At 52.5% G+C, this 18,062-nt stretch carries 14 protein-coding genes; 6 read left to right on the top strand and 8 right to left on the bottom strand.

Features of this window, described 5'->3' with window-relative positions; translation table 11 throughout:
- Positions 1–17: 17 nt before the first annotated feature.
- The 5 genes from pqiC to rlmKL all read right to left on the bottom strand — a co-directional run bounded on the left by pqiC (position 18) and on the right by rlmKL (position 7,691).
- Entirely contained in the window at positions 18–575 is a 558-nt protein-coding gene (gene pqiC / locus Z042_RS18685; protein ID WP_024911953.1) for a membrane integrity-associated transporter subunit PqiC, read from the bottom strand.
- Positions 572–2,218: an intermembrane transport protein PqiB gene (pqiB, locus tag Z042_RS18690; protein WP_024911952.1), complete on the bottom strand. Its 1,647-nt coding sequence runs from the start codon at positions 2,216–2,218 to the stop codon at positions 572–574. Before pqiB ends, pqiC begins: the two co-directional genes overlap by 4 nt.
- Complete coding sequence (pqiA, locus tag Z042_RS18695; RefSeq protein WP_024911951.1) at positions 2,205–3,521, bottom strand: membrane integrity-associated transporter subunit PqiA; 1,317 nt, start codon at positions 3,519–3,521, stop codon at positions 2,205–2,207. The genes pqiB and pqiA overlap by 14 nt, the downstream gene beginning before the upstream one ends.
- A 139-nt stretch (positions 3,522–3,660) precedes the next feature.
- Positions 3,661–5,565: an ABC transporter ATP-binding protein gene (locus Z042_RS18700; RefSeq protein WP_024911950.1), complete on the bottom strand. Its 1,905-nt coding sequence runs from the start codon at positions 5,563–5,565 to the stop codon at positions 3,661–3,663.
- 5 nt (positions 5,566–5,570) lie between these two features.
- Positions 5,571–7,691 (bottom strand): bifunctional 23S rRNA (guanine(2069)-N(7))-methyltransferase RlmK/23S rRNA (guanine(2445)-N(2))-methyltransferase RlmL, encoded by a 2,121-nt coding sequence (gene rlmKL / locus Z042_RS18705; RefSeq protein WP_024911949.1) that lies wholly within the window; start codon positions 7,689–7,691, stop codon positions 5,571–5,573.
- Between the two features lie 103 nt (positions 7,692–7,794).
- Between rlmKL and Z042_RS18710 the strand changes: the two genes are divergently transcribed.
- Complete coding sequence (locus Z042_RS18710) at positions 7,795–8,898, top strand: YcbX family protein (RefSeq protein WP_024911948.1); 1,104 nt, start codon at positions 7,795–7,797, stop codon at positions 8,896–8,898.
- 50 nt (positions 8,899–8,948) lie between these two features.
- Here Z042_RS18710 and Z042_RS18715 read toward each other — a convergent pair whose 3' ends face one another.
- Together Z042_RS18715 and pyrD are read right to left on the bottom strand one after the other, a co-directional pair.
- Positions 8,949–9,497, bottom strand: a complete 549-nt coding sequence (locus Z042_RS18715; protein ID WP_024911947.1) for a cell division protein ZapC — start codon at positions 9,495–9,497, stop codon at positions 8,949–8,951.
- 171 nt (positions 9,498–9,668) lie between these two features.
- On the bottom strand, positions 9,669–10,679 hold the full coding sequence (gene pyrD, locus Z042_RS18720; RefSeq protein WP_024911946.1) for a quinone-dependent dihydroorotate dehydrogenase: 1,011 nt from the start codon (positions 10,677–10,679) through the stop codon (positions 9,669–9,671).
- A gap of 295 nt (positions 10,680–10,974) precedes the next feature.
- On the opposite strand from pyrD, the gene ssuE reads away from it, so the two are divergent.
- The 5 genes from ssuE to ssuB are packed head-to-tail and all read left to right on the top strand — an operon-like array spanning position 10,975 to position 15,278.
- The gene (gene ssuE, locus Z042_RS18725) at positions 10,975–11,553 is read left to right on the top strand and encodes an NADPH-dependent FMN reductase (protein WP_024911945.1); all 579 of its coding nucleotides are present in this window, start codon (positions 10,975–10,977) and stop codon (positions 11,551–11,553) included.
- A gap of 18 nt (positions 11,554–11,571) precedes the next feature.
- Positions 11,572–12,534, top strand: coding sequence for a sulfonate ABC transporter substrate-binding protein (locus tag Z042_RS18730; RefSeq protein WP_081758431.1), 963 nt, complete (start codon positions 11,572–11,574; stop codon positions 12,532–12,534).
- Between the two features lie 16 nt (positions 12,535–12,550).
- Positions 12,551–13,699 (top strand): FMNH2-dependent alkanesulfonate monooxygenase, encoded by a 1,149-nt coding sequence (gene ssuD, locus Z042_RS18735; RefSeq protein WP_024911943.1) that lies wholly within the window; start codon positions 12,551–12,553, stop codon positions 13,697–13,699.
- 11 nt (positions 13,700–13,710) lie between these two features.
- On the top strand, positions 13,711–14,505 hold the full coding sequence (gene ssuC, locus Z042_RS18740; RefSeq protein ID WP_024911942.1) for an aliphatic sulfonate ABC transporter permease SsuC: 795 nt from the start codon (positions 13,711–13,713) through the stop codon (positions 14,503–14,505).
- Positions 14,502–15,278 (top strand): aliphatic sulfonates ABC transporter ATP-binding protein, encoded by a 777-nt coding sequence (gene ssuB / locus Z042_RS18745; protein WP_024911941.1) that lies wholly within the window; start codon positions 14,502–14,504, stop codon positions 15,276–15,278. The genes ssuC and ssuB overlap by 4 nt, the downstream gene beginning before the upstream one ends.
- Positions 15,279–15,311: 33 nt before the next feature.
- On the opposite strand, the gene pepN is transcribed toward ssuB, so the two are convergent.
- Positions 15,312–17,927, bottom strand: coding sequence for an aminopeptidase N (gene pepN, locus Z042_RS18750; RefSeq protein ID WP_024911940.1), 2,616 nt, complete (start codon positions 17,925–17,927; stop codon positions 15,312–15,314).
- Between the last annotated feature and the right edge of the window lie 135 nt (positions 17,928–18,062).

Consider the following 18,062-nt stretch of genomic DNA (forward strand, 5'->3'; position numbering starts at 1 on the left):
TTTAGCCAAAATTATAACTAAATATGTACTGCTTGAGCCGCAATAACCAACGCTTCCTGCTGCCAGCCTTGAGCCAAAGTGCGAATCAGCGCATCATAACCATCCTCCCCCTGTTTCAACTCCAGATCGAATGGCCGTTTAATCAGCTGCCCCTGACGGTTCAGCACCCATTCACCGCGAACGATCGCTTTACCATCATAACGACCATGGAAACCGCTGATAGTGACGTTAAGCACGTCCTGCTCGCTACTCATCGGTTGTGATGACACCACCCAGCCAGGCAGAGCGCTACTGAGATTGGTCACCAGTGTCTGCTGCAATTGCTGATCCAACGGGCTGGCCCACAGGTTATTTTGCGCGATGGTATATTGCACATCGTTGGTTTGATACACCACCCCATTCTGCGCTAGAAAATCCGCCACGCTGACATGTTCCAGCCAGAGTTGGCGCGATGCCGGAGCATCATTCACCTGAGTTGACGCCCCCATCGCGGGCAACTGGTAATAAGTCTTGCTTGGTGTATTACTACAGGCACCGAGTAACAGCGCCAGAGCTACCGGAATCCATTTCATCATTTTTTGGCCTTCTTCGGCTGTGGATCGTCACTGCCCACGGCTTCAAACACCAGGGCATTGCTCTTTTCATTCAAAGTACGCAGCACGGGTTGCAGTTCACGCAGCACCTGATCAAGACGTTGCATATCACCAACCATCTTGTTGTAGGCCGGTGAACCAGGCTGGAACCCTTTCAGGCTGCGATTAAGCTCTTGCAGCGTTTTCTGCATATCCTCAGGCAACGCTTTCATCTCTTTGCTTGAGATAAGCTCATTCAGCGACTGCATGGTTTTTTGCGTTGTCTGCATAACTCTCTGGCTTTCAGCCAGCGTTTTGGTGGCCTCATTAATCATTGGATTCAGCGGCATCGAATTGATCTTATCCAGCGTCTGCATCAGTTTCTGCTGAATCTGCGCCAAACCGCCGCTGGTGGTTGGCAACAACGGATAGCCAAACATCTCACGCGGGCCTGTCCACGGTTTTTCCTGTGGATAGAAATCCAGATCGATGTACAACGCACCGGTCAACAGATTGGCAGATTTCAGCGCCGCACGCATGCCACGGCCTTCCGCATCTTTCAGATGCTGATAGAAATTGAAGCTCTTGCCTAACTGCTGCTGGAAACGATCCGGTTCAATGTGGATAAGCACCGGAATACGATAATCAGAATCCAGCCGTTGCTGCATACCTTCCTTATAAAACGGCACCTGTGCCACCGTGCCAAGACGGATACCACGGAATTCCACCGGTGCTCCAGCTTGCAGGCCACGCACAGAATCGGAGAAGAACATCAGATAATCGGTATGCTCGGTATACAAGGAGTCCTGAATATTACGTTCACTGTCAAACAGTTTAAATTCCGACATCGCCTTAACCAGCTCACCGCGCTCCCACCCTTCCGGTACATCAAAACTGACACCACCGCTGAACAGCGTCGCCAATGAGCCCATCTCAACCCGCATACCTTGCGCAGACATATCAAAGGCCACGCCGCTGTCTTTCCAGAAGCGTACATTACTGGTTACCAGTTGGTCATAAGGTGCCGAAATAAAGAGCTGATAACGCATCTCGCGCTTTTCCGCATCAAAATAGCTGGTTTCTACCGAACCGACGCGATAACCACGGAATAGAACGGGATCGCCAGCATTCAACTGGCCGGATTTTTCACTGTCCAACAGCACCCGCAGCCCTTTGGCATCCGGTGGCGCCAGCGGAGGGGTATCCAACAGTTGGAACGCGTCTTTACCTTCTTTGCCAATGCTGCCTGGCTGCAATTCGATATAAGCGCCAGAAAGCAGAGTTCCCAGCCCTGAGACACCGCCACGGCCCACTTGTGGCTTAACCACCCAGAAGGCAGAGTCTTCACGCAGCAGTTTTTCCATGCCGGAATTCAAGCGCGCCTGTACTAACACGTTACTCAAATCGTCACTCAGCACCACGCTTTCTACAATGCCCACATCGACACTGCGGCTCTTGATCCTGGTTTTTCCTGCTTCCAGCCCTTCGGCGCTGGCAGTGGTCAACATCACCTCTGGCCCTTGATTGCTGAAGTGGTAAAACAGAATCCATGCACCGATCAACGCCGTAACAATGGGAATAATCCACACTGGTGACCAACGTTTGATCTTTTCAATATCCGCAACACTATGATTACTTTCCGTCACCTTGCGGCTCCTTTTTTATTGTTTCATTTACGCGATCCCAAGTCAGACGGGGATCAAACGTCATGGCAGCAAACATAGTGAGGATAACCACCATGGCGAACAGCAAAGCGCCCATAGCAGGATAAATACTCAGCAATTGTCCCATACGCACTAACGCCGAAAGTACTGCGATCACAAACACATCAATCATCGACCAACGGCCAACAAACTCCACCACTTCATAAATAAGGTGCATTCGCTCGCTGTCGGGCCTCTCTTTGCCTTTACCATTGGCATCCAGACAGAGCCAACCAATAGCCAGCATCTTGAGTGAAGGCACCATGACACTGGCGATAAAAATCACCATGGCTACCGGGTAGGAACCCTCCCCCCACAGCAAAATCACCCCGGCCATCACGGTTGACGGCATTTTGTTGCCTAACGCCTCGGTGATCATAATCGGCATCACCATTGAGGGGATATACATCATGATCGATGTCACCAACAGTGCCATTGTCCATTGCAGGCTGTGACGGCGACGCGCATGTCCGGTGGTATGGCAACGCGGACAACGCGTCTGCTCTGCGGGCAAAATTGCGGTGCAGCACGGGCAGGAGCGTACCCCTTGGCGCAACCCGGTGCGGCCAACCTGCACCGCACGATCCAACCGTGGGGCGGGTTCGATATCCTGCCACAACCAGCGACGATCCACACACTGGAATGCACGTACCTGCAACAGACAAAACAGGCAATAAGGAATAAAACTGGTACCAATACCGATATCACCATAAGCCATCAATTTGACGAAACTGACCAATACCCCGGCGAGAAAGATTTCAACCATGCACCAGGTTTTGAACTGGAATAACACCTTCGCCATCCAGACTTTCAGCCCTGGCGGAATGCGTGCTCTGGCGCACAGCAGAATAATCGCCAGCATGCAAAATGCCGGAATAAACTGCACCAGCACCATAAACAGCGTGGCCACACTGGCATAATCTTCTGCCACCATGACTCGTGGGATCTGGATCAGGGTAATCTCATTACTGATGCCAGCAACGCGCATATTGACAAACGGAAAGATATTCGCCAGCAACAGCATAAATAACGCACTTAGCGCATAACCAATGGGTTGTTTACGTGGTTCTTCCCAACGTGAACTAAGCGTCGTTTTACAACGGGGGCAAACGGCCTTGGAACCTGATGCCAATGGCGGCAACGCCACCAGCATGTCACACTGTGGGCACAGCATCAGGTCATCCTGCGGCTGTTCACCGTTCCTGGTATGGCTATGCTGCTCATGATTTTTGTGGGAACACATCATATTGATCCTTAACAACATTGTTCACCGCTACTGCAACACTGGCCCCAGCAGCATAAGGGCCAGTATTGGTACTTATCGTCTTTCAACATACCGGAGTGCTGGCTGAATCATGCGGTCACGATAAACATTTCGCAACCGATCAGCCGTTCTTCAAGGCTTCCAGTTCTTCCCAGCGATTGAAAGCGTCTTCTAGCGCCTGTTCGGCCGTAGCAAGATCGAGCAACACCTGCTGAGTTTCACTGTGCGGGCGGGAGAAGAATCCACCATCACTGACCTGCGCCTGTAGCGCTGCAATATCCGCTTCCAACTGTTCAAGGCGCTGCGGCAACTGTTCCAGTTCGCGCAACAGGTTGTAACTTAGTTTGGCAGTCTGTTTCTTAGGCTGTTCAACTTTTTTCTCTGCTACAGGTTTGCTTTGGACAACAGCGACCTGGCGGATAGGCTTTGCCGTTGCCCGCTGGTGATGGGCATCATAATACCCCCCTACATAGGTATCGATTACCCCGTTACCTTCAAAAATCCAGCATTCGGTCACCGAGTTGTCAACGAACTGACGATCGTGGCTCACCAGCAGTACCGTACCCTGATAGCTGTCGATCATTTCTTCCAGCAATTCCAGCGTTTCTACGTCCAGATCGTTGGTCGGTTCATCAAGAATCAATAAATTACTGGGCTTGAGGAACAGCTTGGCCAGCAACAGGCGATTACGTTCCCCGCCGGACAATGCCTTCACTGGCGTCATCGCGCGTTTCGGATGAAACAGAAAATCCTGCAAATAACCCAGCACATGGCGCGAACGGCCATTGATCATCACTTCCTGTTTGCCTTCTGCCAGGTTGTCCATCACCGTGCGCTCCGGGTCCAGCTCGGCGCGGTGCTGGTCAAAATAAGCCACTTCCAGCTTGGTGCCGCAGTGCACGTGGCCGCTGTCAGCGTCCAGTTGACCGAGCATCAATTTCAACAGCGTGGTTTTACCACAGCCATTCGGGCCCACCAGAGCGATTTTATCGCCTCGTTGCACCTGTGCGCTGAAGTTACGCACCAGAACCTTGTCGCCAATCTGATAATTGACATCTTCCATTTCAAACACAATCTTGCCGGAGCGTACCGCTTCTTCGACCTGCATTTTAGCGGTACCCATCACTTCGCGCCGCTGCGAACGCTCGTTACGCAATGCTTTCAGCGCACGCACCCGGCCTTCGTTACGAGTACGGCGCGCCTTGATACCCTGGCGAATCCAAACTTCTTCCTGTGCCAGTTTGCGGTCAAATTCAGCGTTTTGCAGTTCTTCCACCCGCAGTGCTTCTTCTTTGCTAACCAGATACAGATCGTAGTTACCCGGCCATGACACCAACTTGCCGCGATCAAGATCGACAATGCGCGTTGCCATGTTACGGATAAACGAACGGTCATGTGAAATGAAGATGATGCTGCCCTGGAACTCTTTCAGGAAACCTTCCAGCCAGTCAATGGTGGTGATATCCAGGTGGTTGGTTGGTTCATCAAGCAACAAGACGCGTGGTGAACTGACCAACGCGCGGCCAAGCGCGGCTTTACGCAACCAGCCACCGGAAAGCGAAGACAGTTCGGCATCGCCATTCAGACCAAGTTGCAGCAGCACTTCGCTGATACGGCTGTCAAGCTGCCACAGCCCCTGATGATCGAGGATCTCCATAATCTGCGCCATGCGCGCCAGATTCTTTTCGCTCGGGTCTAATTCCACCTGATGGGAAATCGCATGGTAAGCTTTCAGGTGCTCAGCCTGTTCGGCCACGCCTTCGGCAACAAAATCAAACACGGTGCCGCCAATATTGCGCGGAGGATCTTGCTGCAAGCGCGCCACAATCAGATCCTGTTCGTAGATCACCCGGCCATCATCCAAAGGGATCTCTTTGCCAAGGATCTTCAACAACGTGGATTTACCCGCGCCGTTGCGCCCGACCAGGCAGACGCGTTCGTTGTCTTCAATATGAATTTCGGTGTTGTCTAACAAAGGTGCATCGCTGAAAGAAAGCCAGGCACCGGACATGCTGATTAACGACATAGTAATTATTTTCCTTCGCCAGCGTGGGTCACCAGCCAGCAGTTGTGAATCTGGCGGTTACGGGCAAAATCCTGTGACAACGTCTGGGCAGTAATTTCTTTCGCTGCCAGACCCAGTGCGTTCAGGCCAGCCAGATCCATCTGGAAACCGCGTTTGTTGTTGGAGAACATAATGGTTCCGTGACGCCGCAGTAACCGTTTCAAATCTTTCATTAGCGCCAGGTGATCGCACTGCACATCAAAAGTATTCTCCATCCGTTTTGAGTTAGAGAATGTTGGCGGATCGATAAAGATCACATCGAACTGTTCATCAGCATTGTGCAACCACGACAAGCAATCCGCCTGTATCAATCTGTGTTGTTTGCCGGTCAAACCGTTAACCCGCAGGTTTTTCTCTGCCCATTCCAGATAAGTGCGCGACATATCCACCGTGGTGGTACTGCGCGCACCACCCAGCCCAGCATGCACGCTGGCGGTGCCGGTATAGGCAAATAGATTCAGGAAGTCCTTGCCTTTGCTCATCTCACCCAACATGCGGCGGGCAATACGGTGGTCAAGGAACAGGCCGGTATCCAGATAATCGGTCAGGTTAACCCACAGCTTGGCGTTAAACTCGTCTACCAGCAGGAATTCCCCTTTCTGCGCCAATTTTTCATACTGGTTTTTGCCTTTCTGCCGCTCTCGGGTTTTCAGCACCAATTGATTGGAAGGCAGTTCCAGCACCGCCAACGTAGCGTTGATCACGTCAAACAGGCGTTGGCGCGCTTTCTGCGCATCAACGGTTTTGGGTGGCGCATATTCCTGCACCACCACCTTACTGCCGTAGCGATCCACCGCCACGTTGTATTCCGGCAAATCGGCATCGTACAGGCGATAACATTCAATCCCCTGCTGCTTTGCCCATTTCTCCAGTTTCTTCAGGTTTTTACGCAAACGGTTAGCAAAATCTTCTGCAACCTGTCCCCCCGCAGAACCCTGCGGATTTTCTGCCAACTGATAGTTTTTCTGCACACAATCCAGCGGGCCGTTTTTCGCTTTGAACTGGCGTTCGGCACGCAGTTGCAGGCAACTCAGCAACTCCGGCGACGCGCTGAACAATGAAAGCTGCCAGCCACCAAACGCACTCTTCACAATGCGCCCCAGCATATTGTGCAGAGCGATCAGAGCCGGTTCGCTCTCAAGACGTTCACCGTAAGGCGGGTTGCTAACCAGGGTTCCCACTGGGCCTTCCGGTAATGGGTTAGTCAGTTTACTGACGTCATTAACGTTAAAGGTGATCAATTCAGCAACGCCAGCACGGCGGGCGTTGCTGCGCGCCATCTCGATCACTCGGCGGTCAATATCCGAACCAAAGAAACGGGAAGGTGTCTCTTGTAAACCACGGCGTGCACGTACCTGCGCTTCGCTGACCACTTCACGCCACAGCTCGGCATTATGGCCGCTCCAGGCGGTGAATCCCCAATGCTGGCGATGCAGGCCTGGGGCGCGATCGGCAGCGATCATTGCCGCTTCAATCAACAACGTGCCAGAACCACACATCGGATCAACCATCGGCGTACCCGGCTGCCAGCCAGAACGTTGAACGATGGCGGCCGCCAGGTTTTCCTTTAGCGGTGCCTGGCCGGTGAGATCGCGGTAGCCGCGCTGGTGCAGACCTTCACCACTCAGATCCAACGCCACGCTAGCCATATCGCGCTGGAGGAATACGTTGACGCGGATATCCGGCTGTTGCTTGGCGACGGTAGGCCGCTGCTCGATCTTGCGGGTAAAGCTATCGACAATCGCATCCTTAACCTTTAGCGCACCATACTGGCTGTTACGGATCTCTTCGTTGACGCCGCTGAAGTGAACGGCGAAGGTTTTATCCACGCCAAAAATAGCGGGCCAGTCAATCGCCTGCACGCCAAGATACAGATCCAAATCGCTGTGTACGCGGAATTCATTCAGCGGCAGCAGAATGCGTGACGCCAGGCGGCTCCACAGCAGGCTTCGGTACAGCAGACGGTCATCACCCTGAAAATGAACCCCGCCCTGCACCACTTTACAGGCATGAGCACCAAGCCGCTCCAGCTCGCTTTTTAACAGTTCTTCCAGCCCACGCGCCGTACTGGCAAACAGAGAGTTCATATCGTGCTTATCACCAAAAAGAAAATTGTTGCGCATTATAGCTAATCCGGGCCGCTTGTCATAAAGTTGCTCCCTTCTATTTCGTTATCGTATGGAGGCAGCGGTGATCACGCTTTCCCGACTTTACGTTCATCCGGTCAAATCATTGCGGGGTTTACAGCTTTCTCACGCGCAGGTGGCAAATCACGGGTTAGCTTTTGATCGTACCTTTATGATCACCGCCCCCGATGGCACCTTTATTACAGCACGCCAATATCCACAGATGGTACTGTTTACCCCGGCATTGTTAGCAGATGGCCTGTATCTGACCGCACCGGATGGCGAAAGCGCCACGATCCGTTTCCATGATTTTTCCACCGATGAACACCCGACCGAAGTTTGGGGCAACCATTTCACCGCGCTGATTGCGCCGCAGGCAATCAACCATTGGCTGAGCGGTTATTTTCAGCGCGATGTACAGTTACGCTGGGTCGGGCCAGAACTCACCCGCAGAGTGAAGAAACACCCGGAAATTCCGCTGTCGTTTGCCGATGGCTATCCGTATCTGTTAATCAGCGAAGCCTCATTTCTGGATCTACAACAGCGTTGCCCTGGCAGCATCAAGCTGGAACAGTTCCGCCCGAACCTGGTGATCACCGGAGCCAGCGCCTGGGCTGAAGATGGCTGGCAAGTCATTCGCGTTGGCGAAGTGATGTTTGATCTGGTGAAACCTTGCAGCCGCTGTGTCTTGACGACGATCAGCATTGAGCGTGGCCGCAAACACCCCAGCGGTGAGCCACTCAGCACGCTGCAAAAATTCCGCACTGCCGAAAACGGTGATGTCGATTTTGGTCAGAATATGATTGCCCGCAACAGCGGTATTATCCGGGTAGGGGATGCGGTTGAAGTGTTGTCCAGCAAACCACCCCGGCCCTATGGCGCAGGTAACGTAGTGGCAAGTTTGCAAGCACCGCAAGACAGCGCGCACAGCGTGACTATCGAGTATGCAGGGAAAATGTTCACAGGTAACAACCAGCAGATCTTGTTGGAACAGCTAGAGCAGCAGGGGATCCGCATTCCTTATTCCTGCCGGGCGGGTATTTGCGGCAGTTGCCGAATACGGTTGGTGAGTGGGGAAGTGGCCCCGTTGAAGCAAAGCGCGCTCGCCAACGACGGTACGGTGCTTTGTTGCAGTTGTATTCCGAAAAGCGATGTGAAATTGGCTTAATGTCAGGCGGCGCCCTGCAATATGATCGCGGTGCCGTTGAACAACGCAGCCTAAACCGCCCTATCATAAGCCTGAGTGGATGCTATGCCCGGAATACAGGGTTTCAGGCGATCATGCATCACCTTGATAGCATCCCCCAGCACCATAGTGCGGCCCGCTAACGTCAATTGCCCCTGAGCCAACAGGCACAGACTGGCATTGTCACCCGCTTCCACCACCAGCAAGCGAGCTTCCTCGCCGCTATCCATCACTTTCACCGCTGCTAATTCACCGTTTTTGGGTTGCAACGGGTAGCGCTGTGGAGAGAAATGCCAACTTTTGGGCATTTGTGGTTTCAGAAAACGAAAAGCCACCAACGCGTTCAATACCAATTCAGCGCGCTGTTCATGGCTAAGATTGATCTGCTTACATTGTTCTTCATAATCAAAATACAGAGCGGCATCATCGACACAAAAAGCACATTCACTGAATGCATCTGGAGTTAACATCTTGGCCGGAAAACGAGAACGGAAGATCATACCATTGGCTAAATCGAGCATCAGCCGATCATGTTCAGCGTCAAAATACCAACGCCAATTATCGTCAGGTTTTATCTTCATTACTTATCCTTCTTGCCACATGCTAATGCTGATACCTTAAAGGATGATTTTATCATCACCTATGTCGCCCAAACATCGGTTAATTTAACGAGTACTATTCAGACTGACGAACAAAATATAGACGAGCCGGGAGCAGAAATAAACCCCCGACCAGAAATGAAAGGAAAAATATTAGATATGGGTAACGATATCTTTAATCAAACGTGGTCCATGGAAGATAAAACCGGAATAAATTTGTACCAGCGTTGCCCCTGCGTCCATTTTTTCTCGAGCAGCCGTTAAGGAATCAATACCGCCTACACCGATAATTGGCAGACGACCTTGCAATTCCTGTGATAAACGACGAACCACTTCGGTACTGCGTAATTGAACCGGGCGACCACTTAGCCCTCCAGTTTGCTCACAATAATTCAACCCCTGGATCAATTTACGATCAAGGGTCGTATTGGTGGCAATAACGCCATCGATATTATGACGGATCAAACTATCGGCTATTTGGATCAATTCCTCATCGGAAAGATCTGGTGCGATCTTTACCGCTACCGGCACATATTTATGATGTTGTGCATGCAGTTCGGTCTGTTTATTTTTAATTGCCGCCAAAAGATCATCCAGGGCTTCACCATACTGTAGAGATCGTAATCCTGGTGTATTGGGTGACGAGATATTAATCGCGATATAACCTGCATAGGGATACACTTTATCCATACAGATCAGATAATCATCTTTGCCCTGTTCTACCGGCGTATCTTTATTCTTGCCGATATTAATCCCCAGAATGCCGCCAAAATGGGATTTTTTAACGTTTTCAACCAGATTATCCACCCCATGGTTATTAAACCCCATGCGGTTAATCAGCCCTTCCGCCTCAACAATACGGAATAGGCGCGGTTTATCATTACCAGGTTGCGGGCGCGGCGTGACGGTTCCTATTTCAACAAAGCCAAAACCCATTGCACCAAAAGCATCAATGCACTCACCGTCTTTATCCAGACCGGCAGCCAAACCTAACGGATTTTTAAAAGAAAGCCCCATGCAGCTCACTGGCTTGGTCGGCACAGACTGACGGATAAGAAACTCTAGCGGGGTGCCGGTGATCCGGCGAAGCTGACTGAAAGTCAACTCATGCGCACGCTCGGGATCGAGCTGAAACAACGCTTTCCTGACGAGGGGGTAGTACATGTACTCTCCTGATTTCCCGGTTATACCCTTCATACTCCAAGTAATTTAGGCATCGTTGCAAGCCGGGGGCATATTATCCGGTATTACCCCATCAATTGGAATTGATTAAGGGCAAAAAAAGCGTTTTTAGCGCTACCGCTTTCCTGCCTCAGCCCCTGAACCCTCTGCTTTTCCCCGTTTACGCATATCAAAATCAAAAAATGAGATTTAAAAAACGCCCCCTTTTGCTGTTAGCTTTAAAACACTAAGTGAACATTATTTTAACATTGATAACTTTTAGCTATAAGGAATGACCATGCGCATCATCTCACTGGCTGGCAGCCCACGAATTCCATCGCGCTCAACAGCGCTGCTCAAGCAAAGCCAACAATGGCTGCAACAACAAGGTGTTGAGGTGATCGCGTATACCTTGCACGACTTCAAAGCTGATGATCTGCTGTATGCCAACTTCAACAGCCCGGATATCAATGCCTTTGCCGCACAATTGGCACTGGCTGATGGCCTGCTGATTGCCACACCGGTCTATAAAGCCTCTTTTTCTGGCGCGCTGAAAACGCTGCTCGATCTGCTGCCAGAACGTGCGCTGGAACACAAAGTGGTTTTGCCACTGGCTACCGGTGGCTCTATCGGCCACCTGCTGGCCGTGGATTACGCTTTAAAACCGGTCCTGTCCGCCTTGAAAGCCCAAGAAGTGCTGCACGGTGTTTTTGCCGATGACAGCCAGATTGTGCTGAACGGTGAGCAAGCAACGCTGTCTGGCAGTGTCACCGCTCGTTTGAAAGAAGCCCTGGCACACTTTTATCTGGCATTAGGCCGCCGTAATCCCCCGCCGTCAATCATCCATCATTCTCTACTGATGCGCCAACCTGCCTGAAAATAAAAGGAAATCATGATGAAACAGCATTCAATTTTCCGCCGTTGGTTCAAGATAGGGGCTGTTTTTGCCTTGGCATTCGCCCATGCCGCCAGCGCACAGGAAAATGCCCCAGCCCAGTTTCGCGTTGGCTACCAGAAGGGTTCCGTCAGCCTGGTATTGGCAAAAACTCACCAACTGCTGGAAAAACGTTTCCCTAATACGCAAATCCGTTGGATCGAATTCCCAGCGGGCCCGCAAATGCTTGAAGCACTGAACGTCGGCAGTATCGATTTAGGCAGCACCGGCGATATTCCGCCGATCTTTGCTCAGGCAGCCGGCGCCGACCTGCTGTACGTCGGCGTAGAACCACCAAAACCCAAAGCGGAAGTGATTCTGGTTCCAGAGCACAGCCCAATTAACAGCGTTGCTGAACTGAAAGGGCACAAGATTGCTTTTCAGAAAGGCTCCAGTTCACACAACCTGTTGTTACGCGCCTTACAAAGAGCTGGCCTGAAATTTAGCGATATTCAGCCGGTTTATCTGACGCCTGCCGATGCCCGCGCCGCCTTTCAACAAGGTAACGTCGATGCCTGGGCGATCTGGGACCCCTACTATTCCGCCGCCTTGTTACAAGGTGGCGTTCGGGTGCTGACCGATGGCAGCCAATTAAGCCAAACCGGCTCTTTCTATTTGGCCGCTCGCCCTTATGCCGAGGCCAACGGCCCATTCATCCAGCAGGTATTGGACACGCTGACGCAGGCCGATGCGCTGACCCTCAGCGATCGGGCACAAAGCATTACCCTGCTGGCCAACGCCATGGGGCTACCGGAACCGGTGATTGCGTCTTATCTGGATCATCGCCCACCAACCACCATCAAACCGCTGAACCCCAAGACGCTTGCCGCTCAGCAACATACTGCCGATCTGTTCTTCGCCAACCGGTTAATACCGGTCAAGGTGGATATCTCTCAACGCGTCTGGCACCCAGCCGCACAATAATCAGGAGTATTTCATTATGAGCATTAACGTATTTTGGTTTTTACCGACCCACGGGGATGGTCACTATCTGGGCAGTTCTGAAGGCGCACGCACCGTCGATTACGGTTATCTGCAACAAATTGCCCAGGCTGCCGACCGGCTTGGCTTTGGCGGGGTGCTAATTCCCACAGGCCGTTCCTGTGAGGATTCCTGGCTGGTGGCAGCCTCGTTAATCCCAGTGACACAGCGGTTGAAATTCCTGGTCGCACTACGCCCTGGCGTTATTTCACCAACGCTGGCGGCTCGGCAGGCAGCAACGCTGGATCGACTTTCCAATGGCCGCACCCTGTTCAATCTGGTCACCGGTGGCGATCCAGAAGAATTGGCCGCAGAAGGATTACACCTGAATCATACGGAACGTTATGAAGCCTCCGCTGAATTTACGCACATCTGGCGTAAAGTATTAGAAGGTGAAACCGTCGATTTTGCGGGTAAACATATTCAGGTGAAAGGTGCCAAGCTGCTGTTTCCGCCGGTACAGCAACCACGCCCTCCCCTCTACTTTGGAGGTTCCTCTGCGGCGGCGCAAGATCTGGCGGCTGAGCAGGTTGAACTGTATCTGACCTGGGGGGAAACACCAGCGCAGGTAAAAGAAAAGATCGAAGAAGTGCGAGCCAAAGCCGCAGCCATTGGGCGCAAAGTACGCTTCGGCATCCGCCTGCACGTGATCGTGCGGGAAACCACCGAAGAAGCCTGGCGTGCTGCCGATCGCCTGATCGCTAATCTGGATGACCAAACCATTGCCGATGCGCAAAAGGCATTTGCACGCTTTGACTCAGTGGGCCAACAACGCATGGCCGCACTGCACGGCGGCCGAAAAGACCATCTGGAAATCAGCCCGAACCTGTGGGCTGGCGTCGGGCTGGTGCGCGGTGGTGCGGGCACGGCACTGGTAGGCGATGGCCCAACGGTGGCGCAGCGCATACAGGAATACGCCGATCTGGGCATCGATACCTTTGTGCTTTCCGGCTATCCACATCTTGAAGAGGCTTATCGCGTTGGTGAACTGCTGTTCCCGCATCTGGATCGGGTAAAAAATGCGCCACCCGCACAGCTGCGAGCGATAAAACCCCAGGGGGAAGCGGTCGCCAATATTTATGTGCCACAAAAAGTGTCGCAAAGCTAAGGAGCAGCATGATGGTAACCGCTACACAGCGCATTCTGCATCGGCTGGCACCTTGGGTTTTGCCGGTGATATTAGTGGTGTTCTGGCAGGCAGCCGTTGAAGCAGGCTGGTTGTCAAACCGTATTCTACCCGCACCCAGCGCGGTTATCAGCGCTTTTTGGGCACTGACCCAAAGCGGGGAGCTGTGGCAACACCTGACCATCAGCAGCGGGCGAGCACTGATTGGTTTCAGTATTGGCGGCAGCATCGGGTTGGTGCTGGGGTTTATCACCGGTTTGTCACGTTGGGGGGAACGCTTGCTCGATAGTTCAGTCCAGATGATCCGCAACGTGCCGCATCTGGCGCTGATCCCATTGGTGATCCTGTGGTTCGGTATTGATGAGTCGGCCAAGATCTTTCTGGTGGCACTCGGCACCTTGTTCCCGATTTACCTGAATACCTATCACGGCATCAAGAACATCGATCACGGCCTGTTAGAAATGGCGCGCAGTTATGGCCTGAGCGGTTTCCGTTTGTTTATCCACGTAGTGCTGCCTGGTGCATTACCTGCGATCATGGTCGGGGTGCGTTTCTCTCTGGGCTTTATGTGGCTGACGCTGATCGTCGCTGAAACCATTTCGGCCAATTCCGGTATCGGTTATCTGGCAATGAATGCGCGTGAATTCCTGCAAACCGATGTGGTTGTGGTGGCCATTGTTCTGTATGCCCTGCTCGGCAAGCTGGCCGATACCAGTGCGCAAGGGCTTGAACGCATCTGGCTACGCTGGCACCCGGCTTACCAACTGAAATCAGGAGAAACGCAATGACAGTTCCCACTCGTATTCCGCAAGGTATTCCCGTTACCTTGGAATCCATCGCCAAACACTACAACAACCGCACCGTGCTAGATAACCTGCAACTGCGGATCACCGCTGGCCAGTTTGTCGCCGTGGTTGGCCGCAGCGGCTGTGGCAAAAGCACCTTATTACGCCTGCTGGCTGGGTTGGAAACGGCCAACGCGGGGGCACTACTGGCCGGTAATGCACCACTCAGCAGCGTTAGAGACGAAACTCGTTTGATGTTTCAGGATGCTCGTTTATTGCCGTGGAAAAAGGTGATCGATAACGTCGGGCTTGGTCTGCACGGAAACTGGCGTGATGATGCGTTACAAGCATTAGCCACCGTTGGGCTGGCCGATCGCGCTAATGACTGGCCAGCAGCATTATCCGGTGGGCAGAAACAGCGTGTCGCGCTGGCTCGAGCACTGATTCATCGCCCTCGCTTGTTGCTGCTGGATGAACCGTTAGGCGCATTGGACGCATTAACGCGTATTGAAATGCAGGAGTTAATTGAGCGCTTGTGGCAGCAACAGGGATTCACCGTACTGCTGGTGACGCATGACGTCAGCGAAGCCATTACGCTGGCCGACCGGGTGTTGCTGATCGAAGAAGGGCGCATTGGATTGGATTTGACCATCGATTTACCACGGCCACGCCGCAAAGGCTCGGCAAAGCTGGCTGAACTGGAGGCTGAAGTGCTGGAAAGAGTCCTGTCGCCACCGCTGCCGCTGGTAACATCACGCCAGGTGGCAAGCCACTGACTACAACAGGGCGGCTAAGCCGCCCTGTGTCTTTTATGCGTTTAACGCCTTAGTGATCTTCTCATACAGATCGCCAGACAGGTTTTCCAATCCTTTTAACTGTTCCAGCGCATCGCGCATCAACGCCTGACGCGGAGCATCATAACGCTTCAAGCGGATCAGCGGTTCAATTAAACGGGCAGCCACCTGCGGGTTGCGCTGGTTGAGATCGCTGAGAATTTCTACCAAGAACTGGTATCCACTGCCATCCGCCGCATGGAATGCCGCCGGGTTGGCAGAAGCGAAACCACCAATCAGTGACCGAATACGGTTCGGGTTACCAAGGCTGAACGATCGGTGTTGCAGCAAGCCACGCACCTTGGTCAGCACGTCTGCCGCCGGGCTGGTAGCTTGTAGCACAAACCATTTATCCATCACCAGGCCATCCTGATGCCAGCGTTCATCGAACTCGGCCATCAACGCATCACGACACGGTAATTGTGCCCCCACCGCCGCCGACAGTGCTGCCAGTGAGTCGGTCATATTGTCCGCCTGCTGGAACTGCTTCATCACCAATTGGTTAGCCTGTGCTTCGTCACCAAATGCCAGATAGTTGAGGCAAACGTTACGTAACGCACGCTTGCCAATATCATGATGGGCCACACGATAGCCCTCCGTTTTATTGGCGTGATACACCGCTAAACACTCATCGGCCATTTCCTGTGCCAGACAGTGGGTGAGCGCATCATGTACCGCAGAGATCGCTTCAGGATCAATGATGGTGAACAATTCAGCCATCTCGTTTGCCGTGGGCAGCGTCAGAATCTGTGCCGCCAGGGCCGGATCAAGTTTCTCATCCAACAACACCGCCCGGAACGCATCAGCAACGTGCAGCGGCAGGCTCAGCGGCTGTTTCTGCTGATACTTGGCCACATTGAGTTTGATATAGGTGGCTAACAGGCTTTGTGCGGCATCCCAACGAGCAAACTCATTGCGCGCATGTTGCATCAGGAAAGCCAGTTGTTGATCGCTGTATGGATAATCCAGCTTCACCGGCGCAGAAAACTCCCGCAGCAGCGAAGGTACCGGCTGATGCGCAACGCCATCGAACACAAAAGTCTGTTCCGCTTCAGTCACATTCAGCACGTTATTCACTGGCGCACCCGCTTTCTGCAACGCAATAACGTTGCCTTCGCCGTCGTACAATTCGATATCCAGCGGAATATGCAACGGCCGTTTTTCTGGCTGATCCGCAGTCGGTTCCGTTTTCTGGCTAACGTGCAGACGGTATTGCTGATGTTCAGCATCGTACTCATCGCGCACCATCAACAAAGGCGTACCTGATTGGCTATACCAGCGGCGGAACAGGGAAAGATCGACGTTAGAAGCATCCTCCATCGCTTGCACAAAGTCATCGCAGGTCGCGGCACTGCCATCGTGACGCTCAAAGTACAGTTGCATGCCCGCCTGGAACTGCCGCTCACCCAGCAGGGTGTGCATCATGCGGATCACTTCAGAACCCTTTTCATATACCGTCAGGGTATAGAAATTGTTCATTTCAATCACTTGGTCTGGCCGGATAGCGTGTGCCATCGGGCTGGCGTCTTCGGCAAACTGTGCGCCACGCATCACGCGCACGTTGTCGATACGGTTAACCGAGCGTGAACCAAGATCTGAGCTGAATTCCTGATCGCGGAATACCGTCAGCCCTTCTTTCAAACTCAGTTGGAACCAGTCGCGGCAGGTCACACGGTTACCCGTCCAGTTATGGAAATATTCATGACCGATCACCGCTTCAATATTCAGATAATCTTTATCCGTGGCTGTTTCTGCTTTTGCCAGCACATATTTCGAGTTAAAGATATTTAACCCTTTGTTTTCCATTGCGCCCATGTTGAAGAAATCCACGGCCACGATCATATAAATGTCCAGATCGTATTCCAGGCCGAAACGGGTTTCGTCCCATTTCATCGAGTTTTTCAGCGAGGTCATTGCCCAATCGGCACGATCCAGATTACCGCGATCCACAAACAGTTCCAGCGCCACACGCCGCCCGGAACGCGTGATGAAACTATCGCGCAAAACATCAAAATCCCCCGCCACTAAAGCAAACAGATAGCAAGGTTTGGGGAATGGGTCCTGCCATAGTACCCAATGGCGGCCATCGGCGAGTTCACCCTCACCGATACGATTACCGTTGGAGAGCAAGAAAGGATAATGCGTTTTATCTGCCACAATACGCGTAGTAAAGCGCGCCAACACATCTGGGCGATCCAGATAATAGGTGATATGCCGGAACCCTTCTGCTTCACATTGGGTACACAGCGCTTCACCAGACAGATAGAGCCCCTCCAGCGCGGTGTTTTTAGCCGGATGGATGTCATTGACGATGGTCAGGGTAAATTGCGCCGGCAACTGTTCAATAACCAGTTGGTTATCCTGTTGGCGATAGGCGCTCCACGGCTGACCATCTACCTGAATATTCACCAGCGCCAGGTCTTCACCGTTCAGGATCAAAGGTGCTCCCACGGCCCCCAGGCGCTTAATCTGGCTGACGGCCGTGACGCGCGTGCTCTCTGCACTCAAGTCAAAGTCCAGATCAATATCGGTGATGGTGTAATCCGGTGCGCGATAATCGTGGCGAAATTTCGCCTGTGGCTGATGTGTCATAAAAACCCTTCGACGATTCAATTGTAAATAAAACTGTATCACAGCCAAGAAAAAAACCCAGAGATGGCAACCAACGGTTGGAAGAAATCAGAGATTGTTCGCAGGCAACTTACAATATTCTAAGCGGGTTGCACT

Source organism: Chania multitudinisentens RB-25, from assembly GCF_000520015.2.
In the GTDB taxonomy this organism is placed as follows: Bacteria; Pseudomonadota; Gammaproteobacteria; order Enterobacterales; family Enterobacteriaceae; genus Chania; species Chania multitudinisentens.

What these genes read in the sequence shown, in the direction of transcription:
- pepN (WP_024911940.1), bottom strand. Translation starts at nt 17,927, where the DNA reads ATGACACATCAGCCACAGGCGAAATTTCGCCACGATTATCGCGCACCG.
- ssuE (WP_024911945.1), top strand. Translation starts at nt 10,975, where the DNA reads ATGCGCATCATCTCACTGGCTGGCAGCCCACGAATTCCATCGCGCTCA.
- pyrD (WP_024911946.1), bottom strand. Translation starts at nt 10,679, where the DNA reads ATGTACTACCCCCTCGTCAGGAAAGCGTTGTTTCAGCTCGATCCCGAG.
- pqiA (WP_024911951.1), bottom strand. Translation starts at nt 3,521, where the DNA reads ATGATGTGTTCCCACAAAAATCATGAGCAGCATAGCCATACCAGGAAC.
- pqiC (WP_024911953.1), bottom strand. Translation starts at nt 575, where the DNA reads ATGATGAAATGGATTCCGGTAGCTCTGGCGCTGTTACTCGGTGCCTGT.
- ssuC (WP_024911942.1), top strand. Translation starts at nt 13,711, where the DNA reads ATGGTAACCGCTACACAGCGCATTCTGCATCGGCTGGCACCTTGGGTT.
- Z042_RS18700 (WP_024911950.1), bottom strand. Translation starts at nt 5,565, where the DNA reads ATGTCGTTAATCAGCATGTCCGGTGCCTGGCTTTCTTTCAGCGATGCA.
- Z042_RS18730 (WP_081758431.1), top strand. Translation starts at nt 11,572, where the DNA reads ATGAAACAGCATTCAATTTTCCGCCGTTGGTTCAAGATAGGGGCTGTT.
- rlmKL (WP_024911949.1), bottom strand. Translation starts at nt 7,691, where the DNA reads ATGAACTCTCTGTTTGCCAGTACGGCGCGTGGGCTGGAAGAACTGTTA.
- ssuB (WP_024911941.1), top strand. Translation starts at nt 14,502, where the DNA reads ATGACAGTTCCCACTCGTATTCCGCAAGGTATTCCCGTTACCTTGGAA.
- ssuD (WP_024911943.1), top strand. Translation starts at nt 12,551, where the DNA reads ATGAGCATTAACGTATTTTGGTTTTTACCGACCCACGGGGATGGTCAC.
- Z042_RS18715 (WP_024911947.1), bottom strand. Translation starts at nt 9,497, where the DNA reads ATGAAGATAAAACCTGACGATAATTGGCGTTGGTATTTTGACGCTGAA.